Origin of the sequence: Bradyrhizobium sp. CCBAU 11357 (assembly GCF_028128865.1) — a bacterium.
Taxonomy (GTDB): Bacteria; Pseudomonadota; Alphaproteobacteria; order Rhizobiales; family Xanthobacteraceae; genus Bradyrhizobium.
Genome location: NZ_LBJW01000103.1, coordinates 142,620 through 166,421, shown reverse-complemented (window position 1 = coordinate 166,421; position 23,802 = coordinate 142,620). Strand labels below are relative to the sequence as shown.

Annotated in this window: 18 protein-coding genes; 12 read left to right on the top strand and 6 right to left on the bottom strand. The window is 64.7% G+C overall.

Features of this window, described 5'->3' with window-relative positions; genetic code table 11:
- Positions 1 to 75: 75 nt before the first annotated feature.
- A complete protein-coding gene (locus XI05_RS21530; protein WP_271505353.1) occupies positions 76 to 810 on the bottom strand; it encodes a GntR family transcriptional regulator in 735 nt (244 codons plus the stop codon).
- A gap of 136 nt (positions 811 to 946) precedes the next feature.
- On the opposite strand from XI05_RS21530, the gene XI05_RS21525 reads away from it, so the two are divergent.
- The 3 genes from XI05_RS21525 (at position 947) to XI05_RS21515 (ending at position 4,290) form a co-directional block, all read left to right on the top strand.
- Entirely contained in the window at positions 947 to 2,149 is a 1,203-nt protein-coding gene (locus XI05_RS21525; RefSeq protein WP_271505352.1) for a pyridoxal-phosphate-dependent aminotransferase family protein, read from the top strand.
- Positions 2,150 to 2,254: 105 nt separating this feature from the next.
- Entirely contained in the window at positions 2,255 to 3,454 is a 1,200-nt protein-coding gene (locus XI05_RS21520) for a pyridoxal-phosphate-dependent aminotransferase family protein (RefSeq protein ID WP_271505351.1), read from the top strand.
- 38 nt (positions 3,455 to 3,492) lie between these two features.
- Positions 3,493 to 4,290 (top strand): enoyl-CoA hydratase/isomerase family protein, encoded by a 798-nt coding sequence (locus XI05_RS21515; protein ID WP_271505350.1) that lies wholly within the window; start codon positions 3,493 to 3,495, stop codon positions 4,288 to 4,290.
- A gap of 93 nt (positions 4,291 to 4,383) precedes the next feature.
- Here the strand turns inward: XI05_RS21515 and XI05_RS21510 are convergent, their stop codons facing one another.
- Entirely contained in the window at positions 4,384 to 4,686 is a 303-nt protein-coding gene (locus XI05_RS21510) for a hypothetical protein (protein WP_271505349.1), read from the bottom strand.
- A 183-nt stretch (positions 4,687 to 4,869) separates the two neighbouring features.
- Between XI05_RS21510 and XI05_RS21505 the strand changes: the two genes are divergently transcribed.
- The 5 genes from XI05_RS21505 (at position 4,870) to XI05_RS21485 (ending at position 13,277) form a co-directional block, all read left to right on the top strand.
- On the top strand, positions 4,870 to 8,778 hold the full coding sequence (locus XI05_RS21505) for a beta strand repeat-containing protein (RefSeq protein ID WP_271505348.1): 3,909 nt from the start codon (positions 4,870 to 4,872) through the stop codon (positions 8,776 to 8,778).
- Between the two features lie 199 nt (positions 8,779 to 8,977).
- Positions 8,978 to 9,952, top strand: coding sequence for a Bug family tripartite tricarboxylate transporter substrate binding protein (locus XI05_RS21500; RefSeq protein ID WP_271505347.1), 975 nt, complete (start codon positions 8,978 to 8,980; stop codon positions 9,950 to 9,952).
- Between the two features lie 204 nt (positions 9,953 to 10,156).
- On the top strand, positions 10,157 to 10,699 hold the full coding sequence (locus tag XI05_RS21495) for a tripartite tricarboxylate transporter TctB family protein (RefSeq protein ID WP_271505346.1): 543 nt from the start codon (positions 10,157 to 10,159) through the stop codon (positions 10,697 to 10,699).
- A 13-nt stretch (positions 10,700 to 10,712) separates the two neighbouring features.
- Complete coding sequence (locus XI05_RS21490) at positions 10,713 to 12,230, top strand: tripartite tricarboxylate transporter permease (RefSeq protein ID WP_212255479.1); 1,518 nt, start codon at positions 10,713 to 10,715, stop codon at positions 12,228 to 12,230.
- Positions 12,231 to 12,398: 168 nt separating this feature from the next.
- Entirely contained in the window at positions 12,399 to 13,277 is an 879-nt protein-coding gene (locus XI05_RS21485; protein ID WP_212255481.1) for an outer membrane protein, read from the top strand.
- A gap of 88 nt (positions 13,278 to 13,365) precedes the next feature.
- Here the strand turns inward: XI05_RS21485 and XI05_RS21480 are convergent, their stop codons facing one another.
- Both XI05_RS21480 and XI05_RS21475 read right to left on the bottom strand, forming a co-directional pair.
- Positions 13,366 to 14,559 carry a CaiB/BaiF CoA transferase family protein gene (locus XI05_RS21480; RefSeq protein WP_212255483.1) on the bottom strand — a complete coding sequence of 398 codons (1,194 nt, stop codon included), beginning with the start codon at positions 14,557 to 14,559 and terminating at the stop codon, positions 13,366 to 13,368.
- Between the two features lie 113 nt (positions 14,560 to 14,672).
- The gene (locus tag XI05_RS21475; protein ID WP_271505345.1) at positions 14,673 to 14,969 is read right to left on the bottom strand and encodes a hypothetical protein; all 297 of its coding nucleotides are present in this window, start codon (positions 14,967 to 14,969) and stop codon (positions 14,673 to 14,675) included.
- 197 nt (positions 14,970 to 15,166) lie between these two features.
- On the opposite strand from XI05_RS21475, the gene XI05_RS21470 reads away from it, so the two are divergent.
- From XI05_RS21470 to XI05_RS21455, 4 genes are all read left to right on the top strand, one after another.
- Complete coding sequence (locus XI05_RS21470) at positions 15,167 to 17,731, top strand: M10 family metallopeptidase C-terminal domain-containing protein (protein ID WP_271505344.1); 2,565 nt, start codon at positions 15,167 to 15,169, stop codon at positions 17,729 to 17,731.
- Positions 17,732 to 18,112: 381 nt separating this feature from the next.
- Positions 18,113 to 19,009, top strand: a complete 897-nt coding sequence (locus tag XI05_RS21465; protein WP_271505343.1) for a right-handed parallel beta-helix repeat-containing protein — start codon at positions 18,113 to 18,115, stop codon at positions 19,007 to 19,009.
- A gap of 69 nt (positions 19,010 to 19,078) precedes the next feature.
- Positions 19,079 to 19,927 carry a right-handed parallel beta-helix repeat-containing protein gene (locus XI05_RS21460; protein WP_271505342.1) on the top strand — a complete coding sequence of 283 codons (849 nt, stop codon included), beginning with the start codon at positions 19,079 to 19,081 and terminating at the stop codon, positions 19,925 to 19,927.
- 133 nt (positions 19,928 to 20,060) lie between these two features.
- Positions 20,061 to 20,615, top strand: coding sequence for a tetratricopeptide repeat protein (locus XI05_RS21455; RefSeq protein ID WP_271505341.1), 555 nt, complete (start codon positions 20,061 to 20,063; stop codon positions 20,613 to 20,615).
- A 204-nt stretch (positions 20,616 to 20,819) separates the two neighbouring features.
- Here the strand turns inward: XI05_RS21455 and XI05_RS21450 are convergent, their stop codons facing one another.
- A complete protein-coding gene (locus XI05_RS21450) occupies positions 20,820 to 21,413 on the bottom strand; it encodes a prepilin peptidase (RefSeq protein WP_271505340.1) in 594 nt (197 codons plus the stop codon).
- A 3-nt stretch (positions 21,414 to 21,416) separates the two neighbouring features.
- Positions 21,417 to 23,801: a type II secretion system secretin GspD gene (gspD, locus tag XI05_RS21445; RefSeq protein ID WP_442869303.1), complete on the bottom strand. Its 2,385-nt coding sequence runs from the start codon at positions 23,799 to 23,801 to the stop codon at positions 21,417 to 21,419.
- Position 23,802: the final 1 nt, after the last annotated feature.

Sequence of the window (23,802 nt, the reverse complement as noted above, 5' to 3'; positions counted from 1 at the left end):
TCAGCCTTGCTGGGATATTCATTATGGTTCCTGACCGATTATATTTTGAATGCAAAATGAGCAAGCCGGGCGCCCTCAAGGCAGTGCCGGCGCGCCCTCTGGGGGCTCGGTCAGGTGCTCGATCGCGGCCGTCCGCTTGTTGCGCAGATGCTGGAACAGGATGTCGCTGAGCTCGCTCGCGGCCCGTCGGCGCAACGCATCGAGGATGGCCTCGTGCTCGCGCATGGCTTCCGCCCAGCGCTGCCGCTTGCGGGCGAAATTGGCGGAGTAGCGGACGCGTCGGATCCGGCCAGCAAAATTGGCGTAGGCGGTCTTCAGGGTCTCGTTTCGCGCGGCCGCAACGATGCTCTCGTGGATGCGCTGATTGGCCTGGAAATAACCGTGCATGTCGCGATGCAGGTAATGGCCGTACATCTCGTAATGCAGCTGCTCGATCGCCGTGATTTCCGCATCCGTGATGGTTTCGCAGGCGAGGCGCCCAGCCAGGCTTTCCAGGCCGGCCATGACGTCGAACAGTTCTTCCAGGTCGCGCAGGCTGAGCTGGCGCACGCGTGCGCCGCGGTTGGGCAACAGCTCGATCAGCCCTTCGGCCGCGAGCACCTTGAGCGCCTCGCGCAGCGGCGTGCGGGAGATGCCGAGCATCTGGCAGAGCTGCCGCTCGGGAACGCGCGCGCCTTCGGGAATATTGCCTTCGACCACGTAGTCGCGCAGCCGCAGCAGGATCTCGCCATGCAGCGAGGCCTCGTGACGGTTTTCCTGGCTGGAGGTCGGGGTGATCGGAACCCCGGTGTCGGGAATCGTGGATTTCATCTGCAGCACAGTAGTTTGCCCGATTGGTCGCGTCGACGCTCCGCAATCGAATACCAGATTTCGATTGAATGGACAAAAAATGAATGCAAAATAGTTTGACAGAGCCGGCCATAACCCGCCGAAAGGGAGCTTTTTCATGCCTCAGGGACGCCATTTCCTGCAGATTCCGGGCCCGAGCCCGGTCCCCGAGCGCGTCCTGCGCGCGATGGACATGCCTGTCATCGACCACCGCAGCGCCGAATTCGGCGAGCTCGGCCGGACCGTGCTCGAAGGCAGCCAGAAGATCTTCCAGACCACGGCGCCGGTCGTGATCTTCCCCTCGTCTGGGACGGGCGCCTGGGAGGCCGCGATTGTCAACACGCTGTCGCCGGGCGACAAGGTGCTGATGGTCGAGACCGGCCACTTCGCCACGATGTGGCGGCAGATGGCCGGCCGCTTCGGCATCGAGGTCGATTTCGTCCCGGGCGACTGGCGCCGCGGCGCCGATCCGGCGGTGATCGAGGCCAAGCTCGCCGAGGACACCGCGCGCACCATCAAGGCCGTGATGGTCGTGCACAACGAGACCTCGACCGGCGCGACCAGCCGCATCGCCGAGATCCGCGCCGCGATCGACCGCGCATCGCATCCGGCGCTCTTGATGGTCGACACCATCTCCTCGCTCGGCTCGGTCGACTACCGCCACGACGAGTGGAAGGTCGATGTCAGCGTCAGCTGCTCGCAGAAGGGTTTCATGCTGCCGCCCGGCCTCGGCTTCAACGCGATCTCGGAAAAGGCGCTGGCTGCGTCCAAGACCAACAAGATGCCGCGCTCCTATTTCGACTGGGAGGAGATGCTCAAGCCCAACGCCAAGGGCTTCTTCCCCTATACACCCGCGACCAATCTGCTCTACGGCCTGCGCGAGGCGATCGCGATGCTGCTCGAGGAGGGGCTCGACAATGTTTTTGCGCGGCATCAGCGGCTCGCCGCCGCGACGCGCGCCGCCGTCAATCATTGGGGCCTCGAAGTGCTCTGCCAGGAGCCGTCGGAGTTCTCGCCGGTGCTCACGGCCGTGCTGATGCCGCCGGGGCATGATGCCGATCAGTTCCGGAAAGTCGTGCTCGACAATTACAACATGTCGCTCGGCTCGGGCCTGTCGAAAGTTGCCGGCAAAGTCTTCCGCATCGGCCATCTCGGCGAATGCAATGCGCCGACGCTGCTCGGCGCGCTCACCGGTGTCGAGATGGGCCTGTCGGTGGCGGGCGTGCCGCACCGCTCCGGCGGTGTCGATGTCGCCATGAAGCTGCTGGAGCAGCGCCCGCAGGGCAATGCCGGCCCGCACCTGAAGATCGTCGGCACCTAAAGGTGGTCCGCCATCCCCGAACGGCCCTTTGGAGGAGGGGACAAGCCGGTCAAATGGTGCTATTCGGCGCCCATCAAATTCAAGGCAAGACCGGGAAGGACGCCGATGACCGTGCATACTGGAAGGCATTTCTTACAGATTCCAGGACCGACCAACGTGCCCGATCGGGTGCTGCGGGCGATGGACATGCCGACTTTGGACCATCGCGGTCCGGAGTTCGCCGAGCTCGGCTTTGCCGTGCTTGCCGCGATGCAGCGCGTGTTCCGCACCAAGCAGCCCGTGATCATCTTCCCCTCGTCCGGTACCGGCGCCTGGGAAGCGGCGATGGTCAACGTGTTTGCGCCCGGCGACAAGGTCCTGATGTGCGAGACCGGCCAGTTCGCCGTCCTCTGGCGCGGGATCGCCGACAAGTTCAAGCTCGACGTCGACTTCATCCCGAGCGACTGGCGCCATGGCGCCGACCTCGCCGAGATCGAGAAGCGCCTTGCCGCCGACAAGCAGCACGCTATCAAGGCGGTCTGCGTCGTGCACAACGAGACCTCGACCGGCTGCGTGACTCCTCCCTTGGAGGTGCGCAAGATCCTCGACCGCACCAAGCATCCGGCGCTGCTGATGGTCGACACCATCTCCGGCCTCGGCTCGATGGAATATGAGCACGATGCCTGGGGCATCGACGTTTCGGTCGCGGGCTCGCAGAAGGGCCTGATGCTGCCGCCGGGCCTCGGCTTCAACGCCGTCTCGGAGAAGGCGCTCGCGGTCGCCAGGGCCAATCCGGGCATGCGCTCCTACTGGGACTGGCAGGCGGTCATCAGCTTCAACAAGCTCGGCACCTTCCCCTACACGCCCGCGACGAACCTGCTCTACGGCCTGCGCGAGGCGGTGAAGATGCTGGAGGAGGAGGGGCTGGAGAACGTCTGGACCCGCCACAAGCGCCACAGCGCCGCGACGCGCGCTGCGGTCAAGGTCTGGGGCCTGGAGACGCAATGTGCCGATCCCGCCGCGCATTCTCCGGCGCTGACCGGCGTGCGCGTGCCCGAGGGCTTTGATGCCGACGCCTTCCGCAAGGTTGTGCTGGAAAACTTCGACATGTCGCTCGGCACCGGCCTGAACAAGGTGAAGGGCAAGGTGTTCCGCATCGGCCATATCGGCCATTTCAACGATCTGATGCTGATGGGCACGCTCGCCGGCGTCGAGATGGGCCTCGACCTTGCGAAGATCCCGCACCGAAGCGGCGGCGTGCTGGCGGCCATGGACGTCCTGAAGGGACGCGACGTGGTGCCGATGACCAAGGCTCAGGTTGCCTAAAGGCAGCCTGACTGAACTTTAGTGAAAGTGAGCGCGCGATGAACGCACCGACGACGACCAACGAAGACCTGCTCTACTCCGTCACGGACGGCATCGCGCGGATCACCTTCAACCGCCCGCAGGCGCGCAACGCCATGACCTTCGCCATGTATGACCGCATGGCGGAGATCTGCGAGGAGATCAACGCCGACCGTTCGATCAAGGCGCTGATCCTGACCGGCGCGGGCGACAAGGCGTTTGCTTCCGGCACGGACATCTCGCAGTTCCGCGCCTTCAAGACCGCGCAGGATGCGCTCGACTACGAGGCGCGCATCGACCGCGTGCTCGGCACGCTGGAGCAGTGCCGCGTGCCCGTGATCGCGGCCATCGCCGGCGCCTGCACCGGCGGCGGCGCGGGCATCGCAGCCTGCTGCGATCTTCGCATCGGCACCGAGACGACGCGGATCGGTTTTCCGATCGCGCGCACGCTCGGCAATTGCCTGTCGATGTCGAACGTCAGCCGCGTGGTCGCGCTGGTCGGTCCGGCCCGCACCAAGGACCTGATCTTCAAGGCGCGCCTGGTCGAGGCGCCGGAGGCTCTGGCGCTCGGCCTGCTCAATGAGGTCGTGCCTGACGTGGAGACGCTGCAGCGCCGTGCCGACGAGACCGCGAAGCTCGTCGCCAGCCACGCGCCGCTGACGCTGGAGGCGACCAAGGAAGCCGTGCGCCGCATCCGCCGCACGCTGTCGCGCGAGGAAGGCGAGGACCTGATCCTGAAAGCCTATATGAGCGAAGATTTCCGCGAGGGCATGGACGCCTTTCTCAACAAGCGGGCGCCGGTCTGGAAGGGCAAGTAGCCCCGCCTCAGTCCGACCTGCGTCGTGCAGGACGCGGCGCGCTAGGCAAACTGCTGGACGGCAACCGTCGGCGGTCGCTGCAGATCGCAATTGTCACAAATCCATCAAACGGTTCCACTGTTCGGAACGGCGATTGCGTGCGCCCGAATCTGCACGGCTACGTTGACGGCGCGAGGGGCTCATGCGTAAGATCGCGCAGGTTGCATTCCACCTTCTGAAGTTTTTTCCTGTCGAACGGCCGGCAAGCAAGTGATCTTGGCTTCCATCCACATTGAGTGACGTGAATTGCGTGAGGGCGTTCTGACCGGCCGTGCTGCAACCAGACGTCATTGAACTGAAATTGAACTGTAGATCTAGCGACGTAATTTCGACCACGCGAGCCGCGCCAAAATTCATTGCTGACCATCCTGACCCCCAGGCTCGGTCTCGCAAGCAACCAAAGGTCCTGAACCAAGACCCCTTAAGCCATCGCTTTGATGCAAGACCGTCGAGTCTCGTCTGATTTCTCAGACCGATTAGTCACGTCGCCGCATTGACCTGCGGCGGCGCCTCCATGGCAACGCAGGCAGGGATTTTTCCATGACCAACCACACGCCGGTTTTCACCTCGCCGTCCGCAACAGGCAGCTTCACCGAATTCGCCAACCTCAACGATTCAACCGCGCTGCACACGCTGTCCGGGACGATGAGCTTCAGGGACAGCGACAGGACCGACACCCATACGACGTCGGCGACGCTGCATTCCGCGGTGGTATCAGGCGGAACGATGGTCCCGGCAGCGTCGCTCGCGCACTTCCAGGCCGCGATGCAATCGCAGATCCTGAGCGATGCGAACGGCTCGGGCCAGCTCAAATGGAGTTTCAGCGACGCGGACGAGGACTTCGATTTCCTCGCCAAGAACCAGACGCTGGTCCTGACCTACGACATCAAGGTGTTCGACAATCACGGCGGCTTCGCCATCCAGACGGTCAAGATCAGCGTCACCGGCACCGACGACAAGCCGGTCATCAACATGACGACGGCGGCGACCGTCACCGAGCAGACCAATCAGACGCTGTCGCTCTCGCCCGACACGGTTCACGTCGCGCTCAACTTCACCGACGACGATCTCGCCAACACCGGGCACACCGCGACCGTGACGGCCGTCTCCGCCTCCGGTGCCACCGCGGGCCTGTTGCCGGGGCCGTTCGGCACTGCCGAGCTGATGTCGTTTTTCCACGTCGACAACGTCATCAAGGCGTCCGGCTCCTCGACCGGAACCATCAACACCACCTTCTCCGCGCCCGATCTCGCCTTCGATTATCTGGCCGCTGGCCAGCATCTCGACATCACCTACACCGTGCGGCTCGACGATCATGCCGGCGGAGTCTCGACCCAGACGGTGACGGTGACGGTGGTCGGCACCAACGACGGGCCGCTGTTCCTGTCGTGCCCGGAATCGGCCGCTCTCGTCGAGGATCAGAATGTCGACCCGGCCGGCAATCTCACCGCGCATGACAGCCTGGTCTTCACCGACATCGATCTTGCCGATGCGCACATCGTCTCGACGACGGTCACGGCGAGCCGTTCCGGCGGCGGCGCGATACCCCTGACGAATGCGCAATTGCTCGCCGCGTTCGGTACCTCGCTCCAGGACTCGACCGGTCATCTGATCGGCGAGGTCGACTGGAATTTCGCGTTTCCAAATTCCTCGGCCGGTTTCCTCAACGGCGGCGAGACGCTCGAGCTCGTCTATCACGTCACCGTCACCGATCCCTCCGGAGCCGCCACCACCCGGGACGTCACCATCACGATCCTCGGCGTCAACGAGCCGGTCGTGATCACGAGTGGACCGCAATCCTCGACCGTGGCCGAGCAGGACGCCACCACCGGCTCCCCGGTCCTCGACACGACACCAACCAGTCCGGCCGGCACGCTGGCCTTCACCGACGCGGACACCAGCGACACGCACACGGTCACGGCGACGCTGGACTCGGTCTCGGGGCCGACACCGCCTGCCGCGACACAGGCCGATCTCGCGGCGGCGCTGACGACGACGCTCCACGATTCCACCGGCACCGGTAGCGGCGGCATCGACTGGGACTTTGCGATTGCCGATCAGGATCTCGACTATCTCGCCGCTGGCGAGACGCTGACGGTGACCTACGACATCACGGTCGCGGACGGCTCGACCAGCGCGACCCAGACCGTCTCCGTCGCCATCACCGGCGCCAACGACGCGCCGGTGATCACGAGCGGACCGGGATCCGCCGCGCTGTCCGAGCAGCCGGGCGTGACCGGGTCGCCGTCGCCCGACACGACGAGCCCGGTGCCGACGGGCACGCTGAGCTTTGGCGACGTCGATCTGTCGGACACGCATTCGGTCAGCGTCGTGCTGGATTCCGCGGTGTGGTCGGCCAATCCTTTCGCCGTCCCGGCGCAGACTCTGGTGGACCTGCAATCGGCGCTCGCCACCGTGCTGCACGATTCCACCGGCACCGGCTCCGGCAGCATCGACTGGACCTTCAGCATCGCCGATGCCGATCTCGATTTCCTGAGCCTCGGCGAGACGCTGACGGTGCAATATTCCGTCAACGTCTGGGACGGCTTCATCAATTCGGCCCAGACCGTCACCGTCACCATCGATGGCGCGGCCGATCCGCTGGTGCTGACGCCGCTGACGGTTGCAGCGTCCGATACCGCGGGCCCGGATGCCGGCACGGCGATCGCGACGGGGGCCATCTTCGACATCACGCAGCCGGTGGATTTGAGCACGCCGCGGACCGTGACCGAGGTCAACGGCAGTGCCGCCAATGTCGGCGTTGCGGTGGCCGGTGCGCATGGAACGCTGGTGCTCAACGCCGACGGCTCCTACGGCTATGTCGCGGATGCCTCGGTCGACGCGCTTCTCGCCGGCGACAGCGTCACCGACCAGTTCACCTTCACGGTCGATGACGGCCAGGGCCATCAGGCCTCGACCACGCTGACCTTCGACATCGCCGGTGCCAACGACAATCCGCTTGTCACGGCGGCCAATCTCAGCGGCTCGGTCACCGAGGACGCCGGCCCGCCGGTGATCCTCAACGGCGATTTCGAAACCGGCAATTTCGCCAATTGGACGGTGAGCGGCGGCGGGCACATCCACGTCACGCAGCTCGAGCTCGGCGGCAGCTTCGGCCATTATTCGGTCGAGCTGCTGGCGAACAGCAGCCCGGAAACGCTGTCGCAGAACGTCGCGACCACGCCGGGCCAGCACTATTTCGTCAGCTTCGACGTCATCGGCGACCCCGAGAGCGTCAACGCGCCGTTCACGGTGTCGTGGGACGGCGTGACCATCCTGTCGCTCGCCAACGTGCCGTCCGGCGTCAACCACTATTCCTTCGACGTGCTCGGCGACGGCTTGCTGTCCTCGACGCTGCTGCAGTTCTCCTACGAGGACGACGGCACCGGCATGATCCTCGATTCCGTCAACGTCAGTCCGGCGACGGGACCCGCCACCGAATCCACGCAAGGCGCGCTGTCGTTCTCCGACGTCGACCCCGGCGACACGCACAGCGCAAGCTTCGTGCCGAGCGACGGCGGTTACGTCGGCACGTTCTCGCTCGATCCGGTCAGCGAGGCCGGCGGTACGGGATCGGTCGCCTGGCATTTCACCGTGGACAATGCCGACATCCAGTTCCTGGCGCAGGGGCAGACCCTGACCCAGGACTATCTGGTGACGATTGCCGACAATAATGGCGGCTCGACCACGCAGGACGTCACCGTCACCATCATCGGCACCAATGACGCGCCGAGTGCGGTCGGCGAGACCGTCATCACCGATGTCGGCGCCAACGCGACCGTCGAGATCCCGAGCTGGGCACTCGCCATGAACGACACCGATCCCGACACCATCGACCATTTGTCGCTCGGCACCATTACGGCGAGCTCCGGCGGCAGCGCCTTCCAGTTCGGGAATGCCTTCTTCGGCGACGACGCGACGCTCGGCGGCTCGTTCAGCTACACGACCTCCGACGGCACCACGACCTCGTCCAATATTGCCACCGCGACCATCGTCAACAACGCGGCCGGCGCGACCGCGCTGACCGGCACCGGCGGCGACGATATCCTGATCGCCACCAACGGCACCGAGACGATGAGCGGGGGCGGCGGCAACGACGTCCTGATCGCCACCGCGAGCGGCAATGTCATGACGGGCGGCAGTGGCGACGACAGCTTCGCCTTCCTGCAGCCGTCCGGTCCGAGCACGGTCGGCGATTTCAACAACACCACCGAGCACGACCGGATCGCGGTCTCGGCGAGCGGGTTCGGCGGCGGGTTGACGGGAGGGATGGACGTGACGTTCGAAAGCTCCGGTGACGATGTGTTTTCGGGCTCTTCCCAATTCCACTTCGACACCGCGAGCCAGACGCTCTATTTCAGCGCCGACGGGACGCAAGGCGCCGCGGTCGCCTTGGTCACGCTGCAGAGCGGCGTGCTGCTCAATCAGCACGACATATTGGTCGTCTAGATCCCAGTCATCGCGGCGAGGCGCGGGCCCAGGCAGGCCCGCGCCTTCGAGCGCCGCGCCGCCCTCATTCCAAAGTCATAAGTGGGATGACGCGGGATGGCTTGAACTCGGCCGGATTCGCCAGCACAATGGGCGCTGAATTCATCGCCGAATTTCCAATGCAAACAAGAAGATAGGGAAGACGCACGTGGGACATGGAATGAAGGCCGCAATTGCGCTCGCAATGGCGGTTTGTGGCACGCCGGCTGTTGCGGGCTGGGAGCCGACGAAACCGGTGGAGATCGTGGTGGCGGCGGGCGCGGGTGGCGCCTCCGACCAGATGGCGCGGATGATGCAGGCCGCGATCCAGAAGAACAATCTGATGAAGCAGCCGATCGTGGTCTCGCTCAAGGGCGGCGCCTCGGGTGCGGAAGCACTGATGTACATGAAGTCCAGCGAGGGCGATCCCAACAAGGTGCTGATCGCCTATTCGCTGATCTACATGCTGCCGCTGTCGGCGAAGATCCCGTTCAACTGGCGCGATCTGACGCCGGTCTCCGTGGTCGCGCTCGACCAGTTCGTGCTGTGGGACAACAGCGCGGGCCCCAAGACGGTGAAGGACTTCGTCGCGGCGGCGAAGGCCGCGAGCGCGCCGTTCAAGATGGGCGGCACCGGCTCCAAGCGCGAGGACCACGTGCTCACCGTGTTCCTGGAGCAGAAAACCGGCGCGAAATTCTCCTATCTGCCCTACAAGTCCGGCGGCGAGGCCGCGACCCAGCTGGTCGGCAACCACACCGAGGCCAACGTCAACAACCCGTCCGAAAATCTCGAAGTCTGGCGCGCCGGCCAGGTGCGGCCGCTCTGCGTGTTCGACAGGGAGCGCATTTCCTACACGACCAAGGTGACCGACACGCAGTCCTGGGCCGACATCCCGACCTGCAAGGAGGAGGGCGTCGACGTGCAATATCTGATGCTGCGCGCGATGTTCCTGCCCGGCAAGGTCACGCCGGAGCAGCAGGCGTTCTACGTCGATCTGTTCCACAAGGTGACGCAGACGGCGGAGTACAAGGAGTACATGGAGAAGCAGGCCCTGAAGCCGATCTTCCTCACCGGCAAGGACATGGTGCAGTTCCTCGAGGAAGACGATGCGCTGAACAAGTCGCTGATGACGGAAGCCGGTTTCGTCGCGAAGTAGCCGGTTTCCTTCGCCTCGCCCCGGTTGCGGGGAGAGGTCGGATCGCATCGAAGATGCGATCCGGGTGAGGGGGACTCTCCACGAGTCCAACTTTCACCGTCTCCGCGGAGACTCCCCCTCACCCTAACCCTCTCAGCGCGAGCGAAGCTCGTCGCGGCCCCGCAAGCCGGAAGAGGGGATTGGCCACAGCGTTGTTGTTTCAGCATGTCCCAAACCGATATCGAAATCGTCGTCGAGGATCCCACCGCGCCCGAAGACGATTCCCCTTCCGTCGTCTCTTCCGGCACGATCGAGATCGTCGTCTGCCTGCTGCTGCTCGCGCTCGCGGTCACGCTCGGCTACGACAATTGGCGCACCGGCGCATCCTGGGATGCGACCGGGCCCGAGCCCGGCTATTTCCCGTTCTATCTGTCCGTCATTCTCGCCGGCGGCAGCCTCTACGGGCTGATCGCGGCACTGCTGGCGCGGCGCGCCTCGTCGGGGACCTTCGTCACGCGCGCGCAAGGCCGCCGCGTGCTGGCGGTGTTCGTGCCGACGCTGCTGTTCTGCCTGGCGACCCAGTTCCTCGGCCTCTATGTCGCGAGCTTTCTCCTGATCGCAGGCTTCATGCGGCTCGTCGGCCGGATCGCGCTGTGGAAGTCGCTGCTCACCGCGTTCGCGTTCACGGCGCTCATGTTCGTCACCTTCGACGTCGCCTTCGACGTCATCATGCCGAAGGGGCCGCTCGAAGCGGCCCTCGGCCGCTAGGGGGCGCAGCGCGATGGAAGCTCTCGGTCTCCTGCTCCACGGCTTTGCCGTCCTGCTGACGTGGAAGACGCTCGTGCTGATGATGGTCGGGCTGGTGCTCGGCATCTTCGTCGGCGTGCTGCCCGGGCTCGGCGGCCCCAACGGCGTTGCGATCCTGTTGCCGCTCACCTTCACGATGGACCCGACCTCGGCCATCGTGATGCTGTCCTGCATCTATTGGGGCGCCTTGTTCGGCGGCGCCATCACCTCGATCCTGTTCAACATCCCGGGCGAAGCCTGGTCGGTCGCGACCACTTTCGACGGCTATCCGATGGCGCAGCAGGGCAGGGCGGCGGAGGCGCTGACCGCGGCGTTCACCTCCTCCTTCGTCGGCTCGCTGGTCGCGGTGCTGCTGATCACCTTCCTCGCGCCGATGATCTCGTCCTTTGCGCTGAAATTCGGCCCGCCCGAGTTCTTCGCGGTCTATCTCCTGACCTTCTGCTCCTTTGTCGGCCTCGGGCGCGAGGCCAAGCACAAGACCGTCATCTCGATGTCGCTGGGGCTGCTGCTCGCCGGCATCGGCATGGATACGGTCTCCGGCAGTCTGCGCATGACCTTCGGCTCGCCGGAACTCTTGCGCGGCATCAACTTCCTGGTCGCCGTCATCGGCCTGTTCGGCATCAGCGAGATCCTGCTGACGATGGAGGAGCGCCTTGCCCTGCGCGGACATGCGGCTAGCATCTCGCTGCGCGTCGTGCTCGGCGTCTGGAAGGACCTGCCGAAATACTGGGTGACGCTGCTGCGCTCCTCCTTCATCGGCTGTTGGCTCGGCATCACCCCGGGCGGTGCGATCGCGGCCTCCTTCATGGGCTACAATCTGGCAAAGCGCTTCGCCAAGGAGCCCGAGGGTTTTGGCAAGGGACGCATCGAGGGCGTGTTCGCGCCGGAGACGGCGGCGCATGCCTCCGGCACCTCGGCGCTGCTGCCGATGCTGGCGCTCGGCATTCCCGGCTCGGGCACCGCCGCGATCCTGCTCGGCGGATTGATGGTGTGGGGGCTCAATCCGGGGCCGCTGCTGTTCGTCGAGCACAAGGATTTCGTCTGGGGGCTGATCGCCTCGATGTATCTCGGCAACGTCGTCGGCCTCGTGCTGGTGCTGACGACGGTTCCGATCTTCGCCTCGATCCTGCGCGTGCCGTTCGCGGCGGTGGCGCCGATGATCGTGGTGTCCTGCGCGATCGGCGCCTATGCCATCCAGAACGCGATGTTCGACATCTGGCTGATGCTCGGCTTCGGCGTGGTCGGCTACGTCTTCAAGAAGATCGGCATTCCGCTGGCGCCGTTCACCCTGGCGCTCGTGCTCGGCAACCGTGCCGAGGATGCCTTCCGCCTGTCGATGATCGGCTCCGGCGGCACCTTGAAGGTGTTCTGGTCGAACGGCCTGGTCGGCTCGATCACAACCTTGGCGATTCTGCTGCTGTTCTGGCCGGTGATCGACAATCTCTTCGCCCGGGTCGGGTTGACGCATGGGACCAGGACGACATCGCCCTAGGATGCAGGGTAATATCTTTTTAAATCAATGACTTGAACGCAAAGGTGGTTTTTCGGCCGGGATACCACCGCGGGTTCGATTGTTTCCGAATGTTGCCGCGGCGGCACAGCCCTCGGGTGAGGATGCGCGTATATTTCGATCACAAGATCGTGCAAGGGGGAATTCTCCATGAAACGGATAGTGATTGGAATGGCGGCCGCGATGTCGCTGTTTGCGACCGGCGCGCTGGCCGCCGATCTCGCGGCAAAGCCCTATGTCAAGGCGCCTATCGTCGATCCGGTCTGGAGCTGGACGGGCTTCTATGTCGGCGCCAACGCCGGCTACAGCTGGGGCCGTTCGCGCAGCGACGTCACCTACACCAACACAGCGACTGGTGCAGTGATCGTGCCGCCGGCCGGCTCCATCACCAGCGCCTCGTTCGACATGAACGGCGCCATCGCAGGCGGCCAGGCCGGCTACAACTGGCAGAGCTCCAACTGGGTGTTCGGCATCGAGGGCGACCTGCAATGGTCGGATGAGAAGGGCCGCGCCGGCTATAGCTGCGTGGGCACTGCCGCCGCGCCGGTCGCCGGGCCCTGTCTTCCCACCTTTACATTCCTTCCGCCTGGCGGCCTGGCCGGTACGACCTTGACGGTCGACCAGAAGCTCGAGTGGTTCGGGACGGTTCGCGGTCGCGTCGGCATCCTGGCGACCCCGAAGGTGCTGTTCTACGGCACCGGCGGTGTGGCCTTCGGCGAGATCAAGACCACGGGCACCATCTCCAGCTTCAGCCTTGTCGCGCCCTTCGGCCCGATTGCGGCGGTCGGCTCGAGCTCCACGACGCGCGTCGGCTGGACTGTCGGCGCAGGCGTCGAAGGCAAGATCACGCAAAACTGGAGCGCCAAGCTCGAATATCTCTACATGGATCTCGGCCGCTTCTCGTCCGGCCCGTTCAGCTTGTCACCCGCCTTGCCGATCAGCGCGAGCGTCTCGTCGCGCTTCACCGACCACATCCTGCGCGCCGGCATCAACTACCAGTTCGCCGGCCCGGTGGTCGCCAAGTACTAAGCGAAGTACTGAGATCAACCAAGGCGTCCACAACAAGCAAAGCCCGGCCTCGTGCCGGGCTTTGTCGTTGCGGGCGGGCGCGTGAGGTTCACACCACCTTGGCGTCGCGGAGCCTTGCGATCTCGTCGGCCCCGAAGCCGAACTCCTTCAGCACCTCGTCGGTCTGCTCGCCGAATTCCGGCGGCCGCGCCACCATCCTGCTCGGCGTGCGCGACAGCGTCACGGGCTGGCCGACCAGGCGGATCTGCCGGCCCTCGTCATTCGGCACGTCCTGCGCGATGCCGAGATGCTTGACCTGCGCGTCCTCGAACATCTGGTCGATGGCGTAGATCGGCCCGCACGGCACGCCGGCCTCGTTGAGCTCGCGGACCCAGGTCTCGGTCGACTTCGTCACCGTGCGCTTCTCAATCTCGGCGTTGAGCGCATCGCGGTTCTTGGAGCGGGCAGGGGCGGTCGCATAGTCGGGATGGGCATAGAGCTCCGGTGCGCCGATCGCCTGCGCGCAGCGCTCCCAGATCCGCCCGCCCGTGGTGGCGATGTTGATGTAGCCGTCCGAGGTCTTGAACACGCCGGTCGGGATGCTGGTCGGATGGTTGTTGCCGGCCTGCTTGGCGACCTCCTTCTCCATCAGCCAGCGCGCGGCCTGGAAGTCGAGCATGAAGATCTGGGCCTGCAGCAGCGAGGTCTGCACCCACTGTCCCTTGCCCGAAACCTCGCGCTCGAGCAGCGCGGTGAGGATGCCCATGGCGCAGAACAGGCCCGCGGTGAGGTCGGCGACGGGAATGCCGACCCGCATCGGCCCCTCGCCCGGCGCGCCGGTGATCGACATCAGCCCGCCCATGCCTTGCGCGATCTGATCGAAGCCGGGCCGCTTGTGGTAGGGGCCGTCCTGGCCGAAGCCGGAGATGCTGCCATAGACGATGCGCGGGTTGATTGCGGCGAGGCTGTCGTAGTCGATGCCGAGCTTCTTCTTCACGTCGGGCCGGAAATTCTCGACCACGACGTCGGCCTTGGCGGCGAGGCGCTTGAACAATGCGAGGCCGCGCTCGTCCTTCAGGTTCAGCGTCATCGCCCGCTTGTTGCGGTGCAAATTCTGGAAGTCGGAACCGCGGCGCGGCCCGCCCGGCTGCTCGCCGCCGGCATCCTCGGTCAGCGCGTCGATCTTGACGACGTTGGCGCCCCAGTCGGCGAGCTGTCGCACGCAGGTCGGCCCGGAGCGGACACGGGTCAGATCGAGCACGGTGAAGCGCGACAGGGCTTCCGAGGCATGCGGGAAGGGCATCGTGAAAGGCTCCGGGATAGATTGCGGGCCTACCATAGTGCCCAGAGATCACGCGACAAGCCGGGCCGGCGCCGATGCCGCCTGCCGAAATGCGATGCCTGAGGGCTGCGAGATCAGCGCGACAGGCGCTTCAATTCGGCGCGCGCCTGCGCCGCGAGGGGATCATCGCCGTGGCGCGCAATGAAGAGCTCAAGGGCCTCCCGCGTTCCCTTCCGGCGGGCAGCTTCATATTCCTCTGCCACCGCAGCGGCAGGATCTCGCGCCATCGGCATGGAGGGCGCGCGCCTTGCCTTGCTGCTGTCCTCTGCCTTGGCCTTCTCCACCATCACAGGCAGTCCTCCGAGACGTTGATGGGACAGTCCGGCAAGCGCAATCAAGGCGCCAAACAGGCTGAGTGTGCGTCGTTTCATGAAACCCTGCAAATTACGGGCGTTCCGGGAACAAACTCTATGCTCGCGTTCCGTATCTCTACGGTATTTAATGGCTAACACAGCCTTATGGGAGCAGCGCAAACGCCGCTGCCCCATTTAAACCAAACGTTTAACTCTCTAGCTAAAATCATGTGCCCCCGCGGCGAATCACACGACGCGTTGCTTTGGAGAGTGAATTGGCTACCGCTGTTAACGTCAGTGCCACCAACAACGCCGAGATCGACGGCCTGTTGTCGGGCGTCAAATGGTCGGGCACGATCACCTACAGCTTTCCTGACGCGCCGAGCGACTATTCCAATCCCTACAGCGGCGGCAACGGCGAGCCGACCACGTCGGGCTTCGCATCCGTGCCGACGCAGATCCAGGCGGCGATCAACTACGCGGTCGGGCTCATTCTGAGCTATACCAACGCCGACATCCAATATGCGGGCACGAACGGCGCCGACATCATGGTTGCGCAGTCGCCGGCCGCCAATCCGACCGCCTACGCCTACTACCCCGGCAATTATTCGTCCGGCGGCGACATCTGGTTCGGCACGCAATACAATTTCTCGCTGGCCAAGCTCGGTAATTACTACTTCACCACCGCGCTGCACGAGCTCGGCCACGCCTTCGGCCTCAAGCACAGCCAGGAGGCCGGCGGCCCCGCCAACGTCGCGGTGCCGAGCGCGCATGACGACAGCGAATACACCGTCATGAGCTATCGCAGCTATGTCGGCGCCTCGACGACAGGCGGCTACACCAACGAAGCGTACGGATATTCGCAGACCTACATGGCCAACGATATCCTCGCGCTCCAGACCATGTACGGTGCGGACTACACGACCCAGAGCAGCAACACCGTCTACACCTGGAATCCGACCACGGGGCAGGAGTTCGTCAACGGCGTCGGCCAGCTCGCACCCGGCGGCGGCGCCGGCGGCTCGGCCAACCGCATCTACGAGACGGTTTGGGACGGCGGCGGCATCGATACCTACGACCTGTCGAACTACACGACGAACCTGAGCATCAATCTCAATCCCGGTGCGTCGTCGGTGTTCTCCTCCGTGCAGCTGGCCTATCTCGGCAACGGCCATTACGCCTCGGGCAACGTCTACAACGCCTACCTCTACAACAACGACGCGCGCTCCTACATCGACAACGCCACCGGCGGATCCGGCAACGACACGATCGTCGGCAACGCCATCGCCAACACGTTGAACGGCGCCGGCGGCAACGACAAGATCACCGGCGGTTCGGGCAACGACACCATCATCGGGGGGGCGGGCACCGACACCGCTGTGTATGCGGGTAACCGGGCCAACTACACGGTTTCCTACAACGCGGCGACACAGAGCTTCACCCTCGTTGACCTGCGCAGCGGATCGCCTGATGGCACCGATACCGTCGCCAGCGTCGAGTATTTCCAGTTTGCCGACCAGACGGTCGCCACATCGACGCTCATGGGTCCTCTCACCCTCGAATCCGTCGGCACGACAGCGCTCGTCCTCGACGCCCAAAATTACCAGCTCAATCCGACCGCCGGCGGCACCGGCCCGATCCTGAAGAATGGCGGAGCGGCCATCGTTGCCGGCAACTACGGTGCCTGGTCGCCCGTGGCCGCCGAGCAGGTTGCAGGGGGAGGCTATGACGTTGCCTGGAAAAATGCTTCGACGGGCTACTTCTCGATCTGGAGCACCGACAGCAACGGCAATTTCCTGTCGACGCTGACGCCCGAAGTGCCTGGCACGGACTCCCGGCTGATTTCGCTTGAGACGTCCTTCCATCAGGATCTCAACGGCGACGGCAATATCGGTGCTGCACTGATCACCATTGAAGCTCAGGGCACGACCAGCCTGGTCCTGAGCGCAGGCAACTACTATCTCAATCCGACCGCAGGCGGCACCGGTCCGATCCTGAAGAACGGTGGCGCGCCCATCGTTGCCGGCAACTACGGTGCCTGGTCGCCTGTTGCGGCCGAGCAGGTCTCGGGCGGCGGCTATGACGTCGCCTGGAAAAACGTCTCAACCGGCTACTTCTCGATCTGGAGCACCGACAGCAACGGCAACTTCCTGTCGACGTTGACGCCCGAAGTGCCTGGAACGGACTCCCGACTGATTTCGCTGGAGACATCGTTCCACCAGGATCTCAACGGCGACGGCAGCGTCGGCGCATCGGGCGGCCCGGCGAGCGTCACGATCGAGAATGCGGGTAGCACCAGCTTGGTCCTCAGTGCCGGCAACTACAATCTCAATCCGACCGCCGGCGGCACCGGCCCCGTCCTGAAGAACGGCGGGGCGCCGGTGATTGCCGGGAATCACGGTGCCTGGTCGCCTGTTGCCGCCGAACAGGTCTCGGGCGGTGGCTATGACATCGCTTGGAAGAATGCCTCGACTGGCTATTTCTCGGTCTGGAGCACCGACAGCAACGGCAATTTCGCATCGACGCTCACGCCCGAAGTGCCTGGAACGGACTCCCGCCTCAAGGCGCTCGAGCCAGTATTCCACCAAGACCTGAACGGGGACGGCGCCGTGGGCGCAGCGCCTGTCGCGATCGTCGACGGCGGCTTTGTCTTCAACCAGAATGCGGGCGGAACTACATTGTCCGGGCCGTCGGAGCCGCCGGATCCTATGCCCGCGCCAGCCGATCTGCAGACCGCGTCCGAGCAATGGACGCAACCCGCAGGTCACGACAACGTCGTGGCCGACAATCTGATGGATGTGCTTCACAATCTGCACGCCTCCGGCTTCCTGCTGAGCTGATGGCGTCCGTCTCGCGAGATCCGGCCGAGACCGATCATTTCCTTGTCACAGCTGGCCGATAACCTCCCAACGCGGGAGCTACGATCTTCGCGGGCAAGTTCCTGATGAAAAATTCTCTGCAAAAGGGAGCTATTCGATTGAACCTTGTCTGATCCGGTGCGACCATTAGATGGCCTGCGTTCCGTCGTGCAACTTCTGTGCGGCGTGGTGTGCCAAAAGTCTGTTTCTGTTCTTTCCCAATAGCGTTGCGTCTCCAATCATTTGAACACGAAGGCCGTATTGCGAGCGCCGCAAAGCGGCGGGGGAGGTCTCTGCGAAATCTGAAAGCTGATGATGCCGTAGGCCGCGCGGCGCGCGGGCTAGGACAGCGAAGACTTGTGCATGGCAACGAGCTGGTATCCCAGCTTAATCTCGGGAGATTCGGAAATGCGTAGAATTGCACTCTTGGCCCTGCTTGCAGGATTGTTCGCACCGGTGATCGCATCGCAACCGGCTTATGCGCAGGCCACCCGCACGTGGGTGTCCGGCGTGGGCGACGACGTCAACCCGTGCAGCCGCACCGCCCCCTGCAAGACCTTTGCCGGGGCGATCTCGAAGACCGCGGCGGGCGGCGAGATCAATTGCCTCGACTCCGCCGGTTTCGGCACGCTGACGATCACCAAAGCCATCACGGTCTATTGTGAAGGCGTCGTTGGCGGTGTCCTCGCCACGCTCGGCATCAACGGCATCAACGTCAATGCGGGTGCGGGCGACCACATTGTGCTGCGGGGGCTCGACATCGACGGCGCTGGAACCGGCTTCAAGGGCGTCAACGTCCTTCAGGCGGCCTCGGTGGTGATCGAGCATTGCTTCATCAGGAATTTCAACGCCGCGAACGGCGCCGGCGTTTTCGTCAACCCCACGAACTTCAATTCCATGCTCATGATCCGCGACAGCGTGATCTCGCACAACGGCACCGCGGCCGACGGCGCCGGAATCAGCATCAATACGAACGGCGGCAGTTCGCGGTCTCTGATCAACAACACGGCGATTCACAAGAACTTCGTCGGCCTCAGCGTGCAGGGAACGTCCAACGTTCAGGTCAACAACAGCAATATCTCGGAGAACCTGAGCACGGGCGTCGCGCTCAGCGGCGCTGCGGGGATTCGGATCGGCCGCTCCATGATCGTCAACAATCTCGGCGCAGCGACGACGGGCAGCGTGCTGTCGTACCTGGACAACGAGATCAATGGCAACAACCCCGACACCACGCCGGCAACTGCCGGTGGCTATCACTAGTCTCCAGCTTCTCCACAAGCGCCAGCGTGCCAACAACGTTAGATTTTCAATTCGATTTGGAGGTTTGAAATGCGTAGAATTGCTCTATGGACCCTTGTCCTGGGATTGCTCTTGCCGTTCGCTGCGTCGAAGCCGGCTCACGCCCAGGCGACCAGAACGTGGGTGTCCGGTGTCGGCGATGACGTCAATCCGTGCAGCCGCACCGCGCCGTGCAAGACCTTCGCGGGCGCCATCTCGAAGACCGCGGCGGGCGGCGAGATCAACTGCCTCGACTCCGCAGGCTTCGGCACGGTGACGATCACCAAGGCCATGACGATCTATTGTGAAGGCGTCGTCGGCAGCATCCTCGGCTCGGGCACCAATGGCGTCAACGTCAACGCCGCGGCGACGGATCACATCGTGCTGCGCGGACTCGACATCGAGGGCGCCGGCACCGGGCTCAAGGGCGTCAACATCGTCCAGGCGGCCTCGGTGGTCATCGAGCACTGCTTCATCAGGGATTTCAACGGTGCGAACGGCGTCGGCGTCTTCGTCAACCCCTCGAACTTCAACTCCATGCTCATGATCCGCGACAGCGTGATCTCGCACAACGGTACCGCGGCCGCCGGCGCCGGCATCAGCATCAACACCAACGGCGGCAGCTCCAGGTCCCTGATCAACAATACGGCGATCCACAACAACTTCGTCGGCTTGAGCGTGCAGGGAACGTCCAACGTTCAGGTCAACAACAGCAATATCTCGGAGAATCTGAGCACGGGCATCGCGCTCAGCGGCGCTGCGGGGATTCGGATTGGCCGCTCCATGATCGTCAACAATCTCGGCGCGGCGACGACGGGTAACGTGCTGTCGTACCTGGACAACCAGATCAACGGCAACAATCCGGACACGACGCCGGCGACCGCTGGCGGCTATCACTAGAGCTTCGCTTTAACTGCTTCAATCGACGAGCTCCGGGCGCGATGCGCCCGGGGCTTTCTTGTGTCCGGCAGCGCTATGGATTTCGGGATGCCTGCGGACTAGTCTGGCTGCCTACGCAGGGAGAGACGGTCGCATGCAGACCCTCGACAGCCGGAATCCGGGATTTTGCCGTGCGGTGCCGCGGATGCGCGGCTTCACGCGACTTGGGTGGGGTTGTGCCGCCATGCTGCTCGCGCTCGCCTTCGCGATTCCCGCCCAGGCCCAATCGGTCCGCCAGGGCGTCTCAGCCTTTCATCGTCAGGACTATGCGACGGCATCGCGCATCTTCATCCCGCTCGCCGAGCGCGGCGACGCGGCTGCGCAATCCTATCTCGGTATGCTGTTCGAGACCGGCCGCGGTGTGCCGCAGAACTACACGGAAGCGGCGATGTGGTACCGTCGCGCGGCGGAGCAGGGCGACAGCCGCGCCCAATATTCGCTGGGGCTGCTCTATGACCGTGGCCAGGGCGTGCCGCAGGATATCGTCGAGGCCTCCAAATGGCTCAACCTGGCCACCGCCGCGGCGCCGCCGCAGGTGCGCGAGGCGCGGGCGCGGATCCGGGATGCCGTGACCACCAAGATGACGCGTGGCGAGATCGCACAGGCCCGTCTGCGCGCGCTGGAATGGGCGCCGAGCCGCGAGCACTGACCGCCACGCCTTGGCCGCCCGCCGGCAAGCGGTGCCCGGTGCGGGCCGCATCGTCACGATGATATCCTGCCGGTGTTTTGCCCGACGCGTCAAATCGCTTCGTAAAATCCGTAGGCGAATGCCGCGTCCTGGTAAGTCATTGATAAAGCTGGCCCCGCCTACTGTGCATGGGGTTGTTTTCGAAAGTTTTTGAAGGCAGGGCCTTTACGGCCAGCTGCCGAGCCAGTTCGCGTACCAGGTCTCGCCCAGCCAACCGATCCAGATCGCCGGCGCCAGGAATAGCCCGAACGGCAGGAACGCCGTCGCACGCAGCGGCTTGCCTTGCAGCGCCGCGTTGACGACATAGGCGCCGATCGCGAGCAGTGCGGCAAGCTCGATCACTGCGGCGACCGTCGCAAGATCGAGCCAGGCGCCGCACACCGCGGCGAGCTTGACATCGCCGAGGCCGAGCCCGTCCCGGCCGCGCCAGCGCCGGTAGACCGCCATCAGCAGCAGGAGCGGGAACGCCACGGACGCCGCGCGCACCAGCGGCCAGAGCAGCGCCTCGGCGCCGGTATCGGGCACCAACGCGCCGGCACGAAGCATGGCGAGCGCGAAGGCGGCGGCCGTCAGTGCGTTCGGAATGCGGTAGTCGCGGGCATCGTTCGTCGCGATCGCAAGCATCAGGGCGGCCAGGAACGCGCCGTACAGGCCTTCGGCGCCCGGAGCCGCGACGAGGCTTGCGATCACGCCGGCCAGCAGGCTCGTGCCGAGCACGAGCGGCGGGCCCGCCCCGACCTTCGCCGTCCGATCGCTCACGCCTCAGCGCGCCGCCTTGGGCGGGCTCACGGTGACCACGGGATTGCTGGTGCCGACCAGGCGGCTGTTCATCTTGCTGCGCATTTCCTCTGCGATCACGTGCGCATCGACGCCGTCCTTGATGACGGTCGGGCGGATGAACAGGATCAGCTCGGTGCGGGCGCGCGTATTGCCCTGGTGCGAGAACGCATCGCCCACGCCTGGAATGGAATCGAGGATCGGAATGCCCTGACGCTGCTTGTTCTCGGTCTCGCTGATCAGGCCGGCGAGCAGCACGGTCTGGCCGCTCGTCACCGCGATCGAGCTCTTGACCCGGCGCTGCGAGATCGTCGGCGTCAACGATCCGGTGCTGCCGGCGGCCACGCTCGAGATCTCCTGCTCGATGTCGAGCACGACGTTGCCGTTGGCATTGGCGCGCGGCAGTACGCGCAGGATGATGCCGGTGTTCTTGTAGTCGATGGTGTTGACGACGGTGTTGTTCGCGGTGAGCACGGTCGCGGTGCCGGTCGAGAACGGCACCTGGTCCCCGACCTGCAAGGTCGCCGGCTGGTTGTCCAGCACGACCAGCGAGGGGTTGGACAGCACCTTGACGGCGGTGACGTTGTGGAGCGCATCGAGCACTACGCGCGGGGAGTTTTCCGCCCCGATCAGAAAGTTGAAGCCGGGCAGCGCGCGGCCCAGCAGCGCGCCGGCGGCGGCGTTGACCGCGCTGGTCTGCTGCTCGATGTTGCTGCCGACCGCAGCGCTGTTGCTGACGCCGCCGATGACGTTGGAGACCGAGCCGTGCTTGCTGGCGATGAAGAACTGGACGCCGTAGTTCAAGGCGTCGTTCAGCGTTACCTCGGCGATCGTGGCCTCGATCGCGATCTGGCGCTGCGGCCGGTCGATCTGCCGGATGGTCTGCTCGACAATGCGCTGCGATTCCGCGTTGGCGTAGACCAGCACCGCGTTGTTGCTGACGTCGGCCGTGATCCGCACGTTTTGCAGGATCGCATTGTTGACCGGCTTTGCGCCGGTGCCGAGCAGCGATCCGGAGCCGTTGTCCTGCCCGGGCACGCCGGAGGCGGAAGGAGCGGGACGCGCGGCCAGCGACGAGCCGGGAGCGCCGGTGACCGGGGTAGCGGCGCCCGCGGCTGCGGTCGGAAGCGCGCTGAGCGAGGCGATTGGATTGGTCCCGGACGAGGACGTCGCGATGCCCGAGCCCGGTGAGATCTGGCCTGCGGAATTGTCGAGCGAGGACGTGCTGGAGGCGCTCTGGCTGAACAGGATCTCGTTCAGCAACGCCACCACCGCTTTGGAATTGCCGTAGCGCAGCGGATAGGATTTCAGGTTCACGCCGTCGGTGTCGGAACGGTCGAGCCGCGCGATCCACGTCTGCGCGCGCTTGAGATATTCCGGCTTCTGGCTGACGACGAGAATCGAATTGAGACGGCCGATCGGCTGGAATTTGATCACGCTCTGGCTCAGGCCGCCTTCGCCGGAATCCATGATCTTCTCGATCTCGGAGATGAGCGGCTCCGGCGTCGAGTTCCGCACCGGGAAGATGCCGACCGACTGCCCGCGCATCCAGTCGGCATCGAAGGAGAGAATGGTGTCCACCGCGGTCGCCCGCTCGGTGCCGCTGCCGCTGACGATCAGCGTGTTGCGGGCCGTGTCGGGGCGCATCGTCTGCGCTTTCACGCCGAAGGCGTCGAGCAGCTTGAAGATGTTTTGGGCCGAGACGTAGCGCAGCGGCACCACCGTGATGCCCTGGCCGGCTGCGGCGTTCACCGAGCGGTCGATGCCGCCAGGGCCGGCTTCCGGCGCCGGCAGCAGGCGATAGCCTGTGCGGTCACGGACCAGCGCGACACCGGACATGCGTAGAGCGTTCTCCAGCACGTAGATCGCATCCGCCTTGGGCACGGGGCGCACCGAGGCCAGCGTCACGGTTCCCTGCACGCGCGGGTCGATCGTGTATCCGACGTTGAGTACGTCGCCCAGGATGACCTTCGCCACGGTGGCGACGGGTGCGTTCTCGAAATTGAGGTCGTAGCCGCTGCCGCCGCCATCGTCGCGTTCGACCAGCCCGCCGCCTTGCGGCGTTGCACCATCGCTGAGGTAGATCGCCGGTTTCGACGATTTGGCCTGTGCCAAGCCACTTGGGCCTGCATCTGCAGGTTGCCGCGGCTGGAGATCGAGGGAGCGGATCTTGTCGGCAATGTCCTGCGCGCGCGGATCCTTCGGGTCGGCTTCGATCGACTGGTCGGCCGTAACGATGCAGGCGCCGAGCAGCAGGGCCGACGACAACAGGATGAGCGTTCCAGGCAACGCTGAGCGAAGGCGCAAGAGCGGTTGAACCACCTCGGACAAAATACGCCTGCCAACACTGGAAGTGAATGGAGATCGCATC

Coding starts and splice junctions, on each gene's coding strand:
- XI05_RS21530 (WP_271505353.1), bottom strand. CDS start 810: ATGAAATCCACGATTCCCGACACCGGGGTTCCGATCACCCCGACCTCC.
- XI05_RS21525 (WP_271505352.1), top strand. CDS start 947: ATGCCTCAGGGACGCCATTTCCTGCAGATTCCGGGCCCGAGCCCGGTC.
- XI05_RS21520 (WP_271505351.1), top strand. CDS start 2,255: ATGACCGTGCATACTGGAAGGCATTTCTTACAGATTCCAGGACCGACC.
- XI05_RS21515 (WP_271505350.1), top strand. CDS start 3,493: ATGAACGCACCGACGACGACCAACGAAGACCTGCTCTACTCCGTCACG.
- XI05_RS21510 (WP_271505349.1), bottom strand. CDS start 4,686: ATGAATTTTGGCGCGGCTCGCGTGGTCGAAATTACGTCGCTAGATCTA.
- XI05_RS21505 (WP_271505348.1), top strand. CDS start 4,870: ATGACCAACCACACGCCGGTTTTCACCTCGCCGTCCGCAACAGGCAGC.
- XI05_RS21500 (WP_271505347.1), top strand. CDS start 8,978: ATGAAGGCCGCAATTGCGCTCGCAATGGCGGTTTGTGGCACGCCGGCT.
- XI05_RS21495 (WP_271505346.1), top strand. CDS start 10,157: ATGTCCCAAACCGATATCGAAATCGTCGTCGAGGATCCCACCGCGCCC.
- XI05_RS21490 (WP_212255479.1), top strand. CDS start 10,713: ATGGAAGCTCTCGGTCTCCTGCTCCACGGCTTTGCCGTCCTGCTGACG.
- XI05_RS21485 (WP_212255481.1), top strand. CDS start 12,399: ATGAAACGGATAGTGATTGGAATGGCGGCCGCGATGTCGCTGTTTGCG.
- XI05_RS21480 (WP_212255483.1), bottom strand. CDS start 14,559: ATGCCCTTCCCGCATGCCTCGGAAGCCCTGTCGCGCTTCACCGTGCTC.
- XI05_RS21475 (WP_271505345.1), bottom strand. CDS start 14,969: ATGAAACGACGCACACTCAGCCTGTTTGGCGCCTTGATTGCGCTTGCC.
- XI05_RS21465 (WP_271505343.1), top strand. CDS start 18,113: ATGGCAACGAGCTGGTATCCCAGCTTAATCTCGGGAGATTCGGAAATG.
- XI05_RS21460 (WP_271505342.1), top strand. CDS start 19,079: ATGCGTAGAATTGCTCTATGGACCCTTGTCCTGGGATTGCTCTTGCCG.
- XI05_RS21455 (WP_271505341.1), top strand. CDS start 20,061: ATGCAGACCCTCGACAGCCGGAATCCGGGATTTTGCCGTGCGGTGCCG.
- gspD (WP_442869303.1), bottom strand. CDS start 23,801: ATGCGATCTCCATTCACTTCCAGTGTTGGCAGGCGTATTTTGTCCGAG.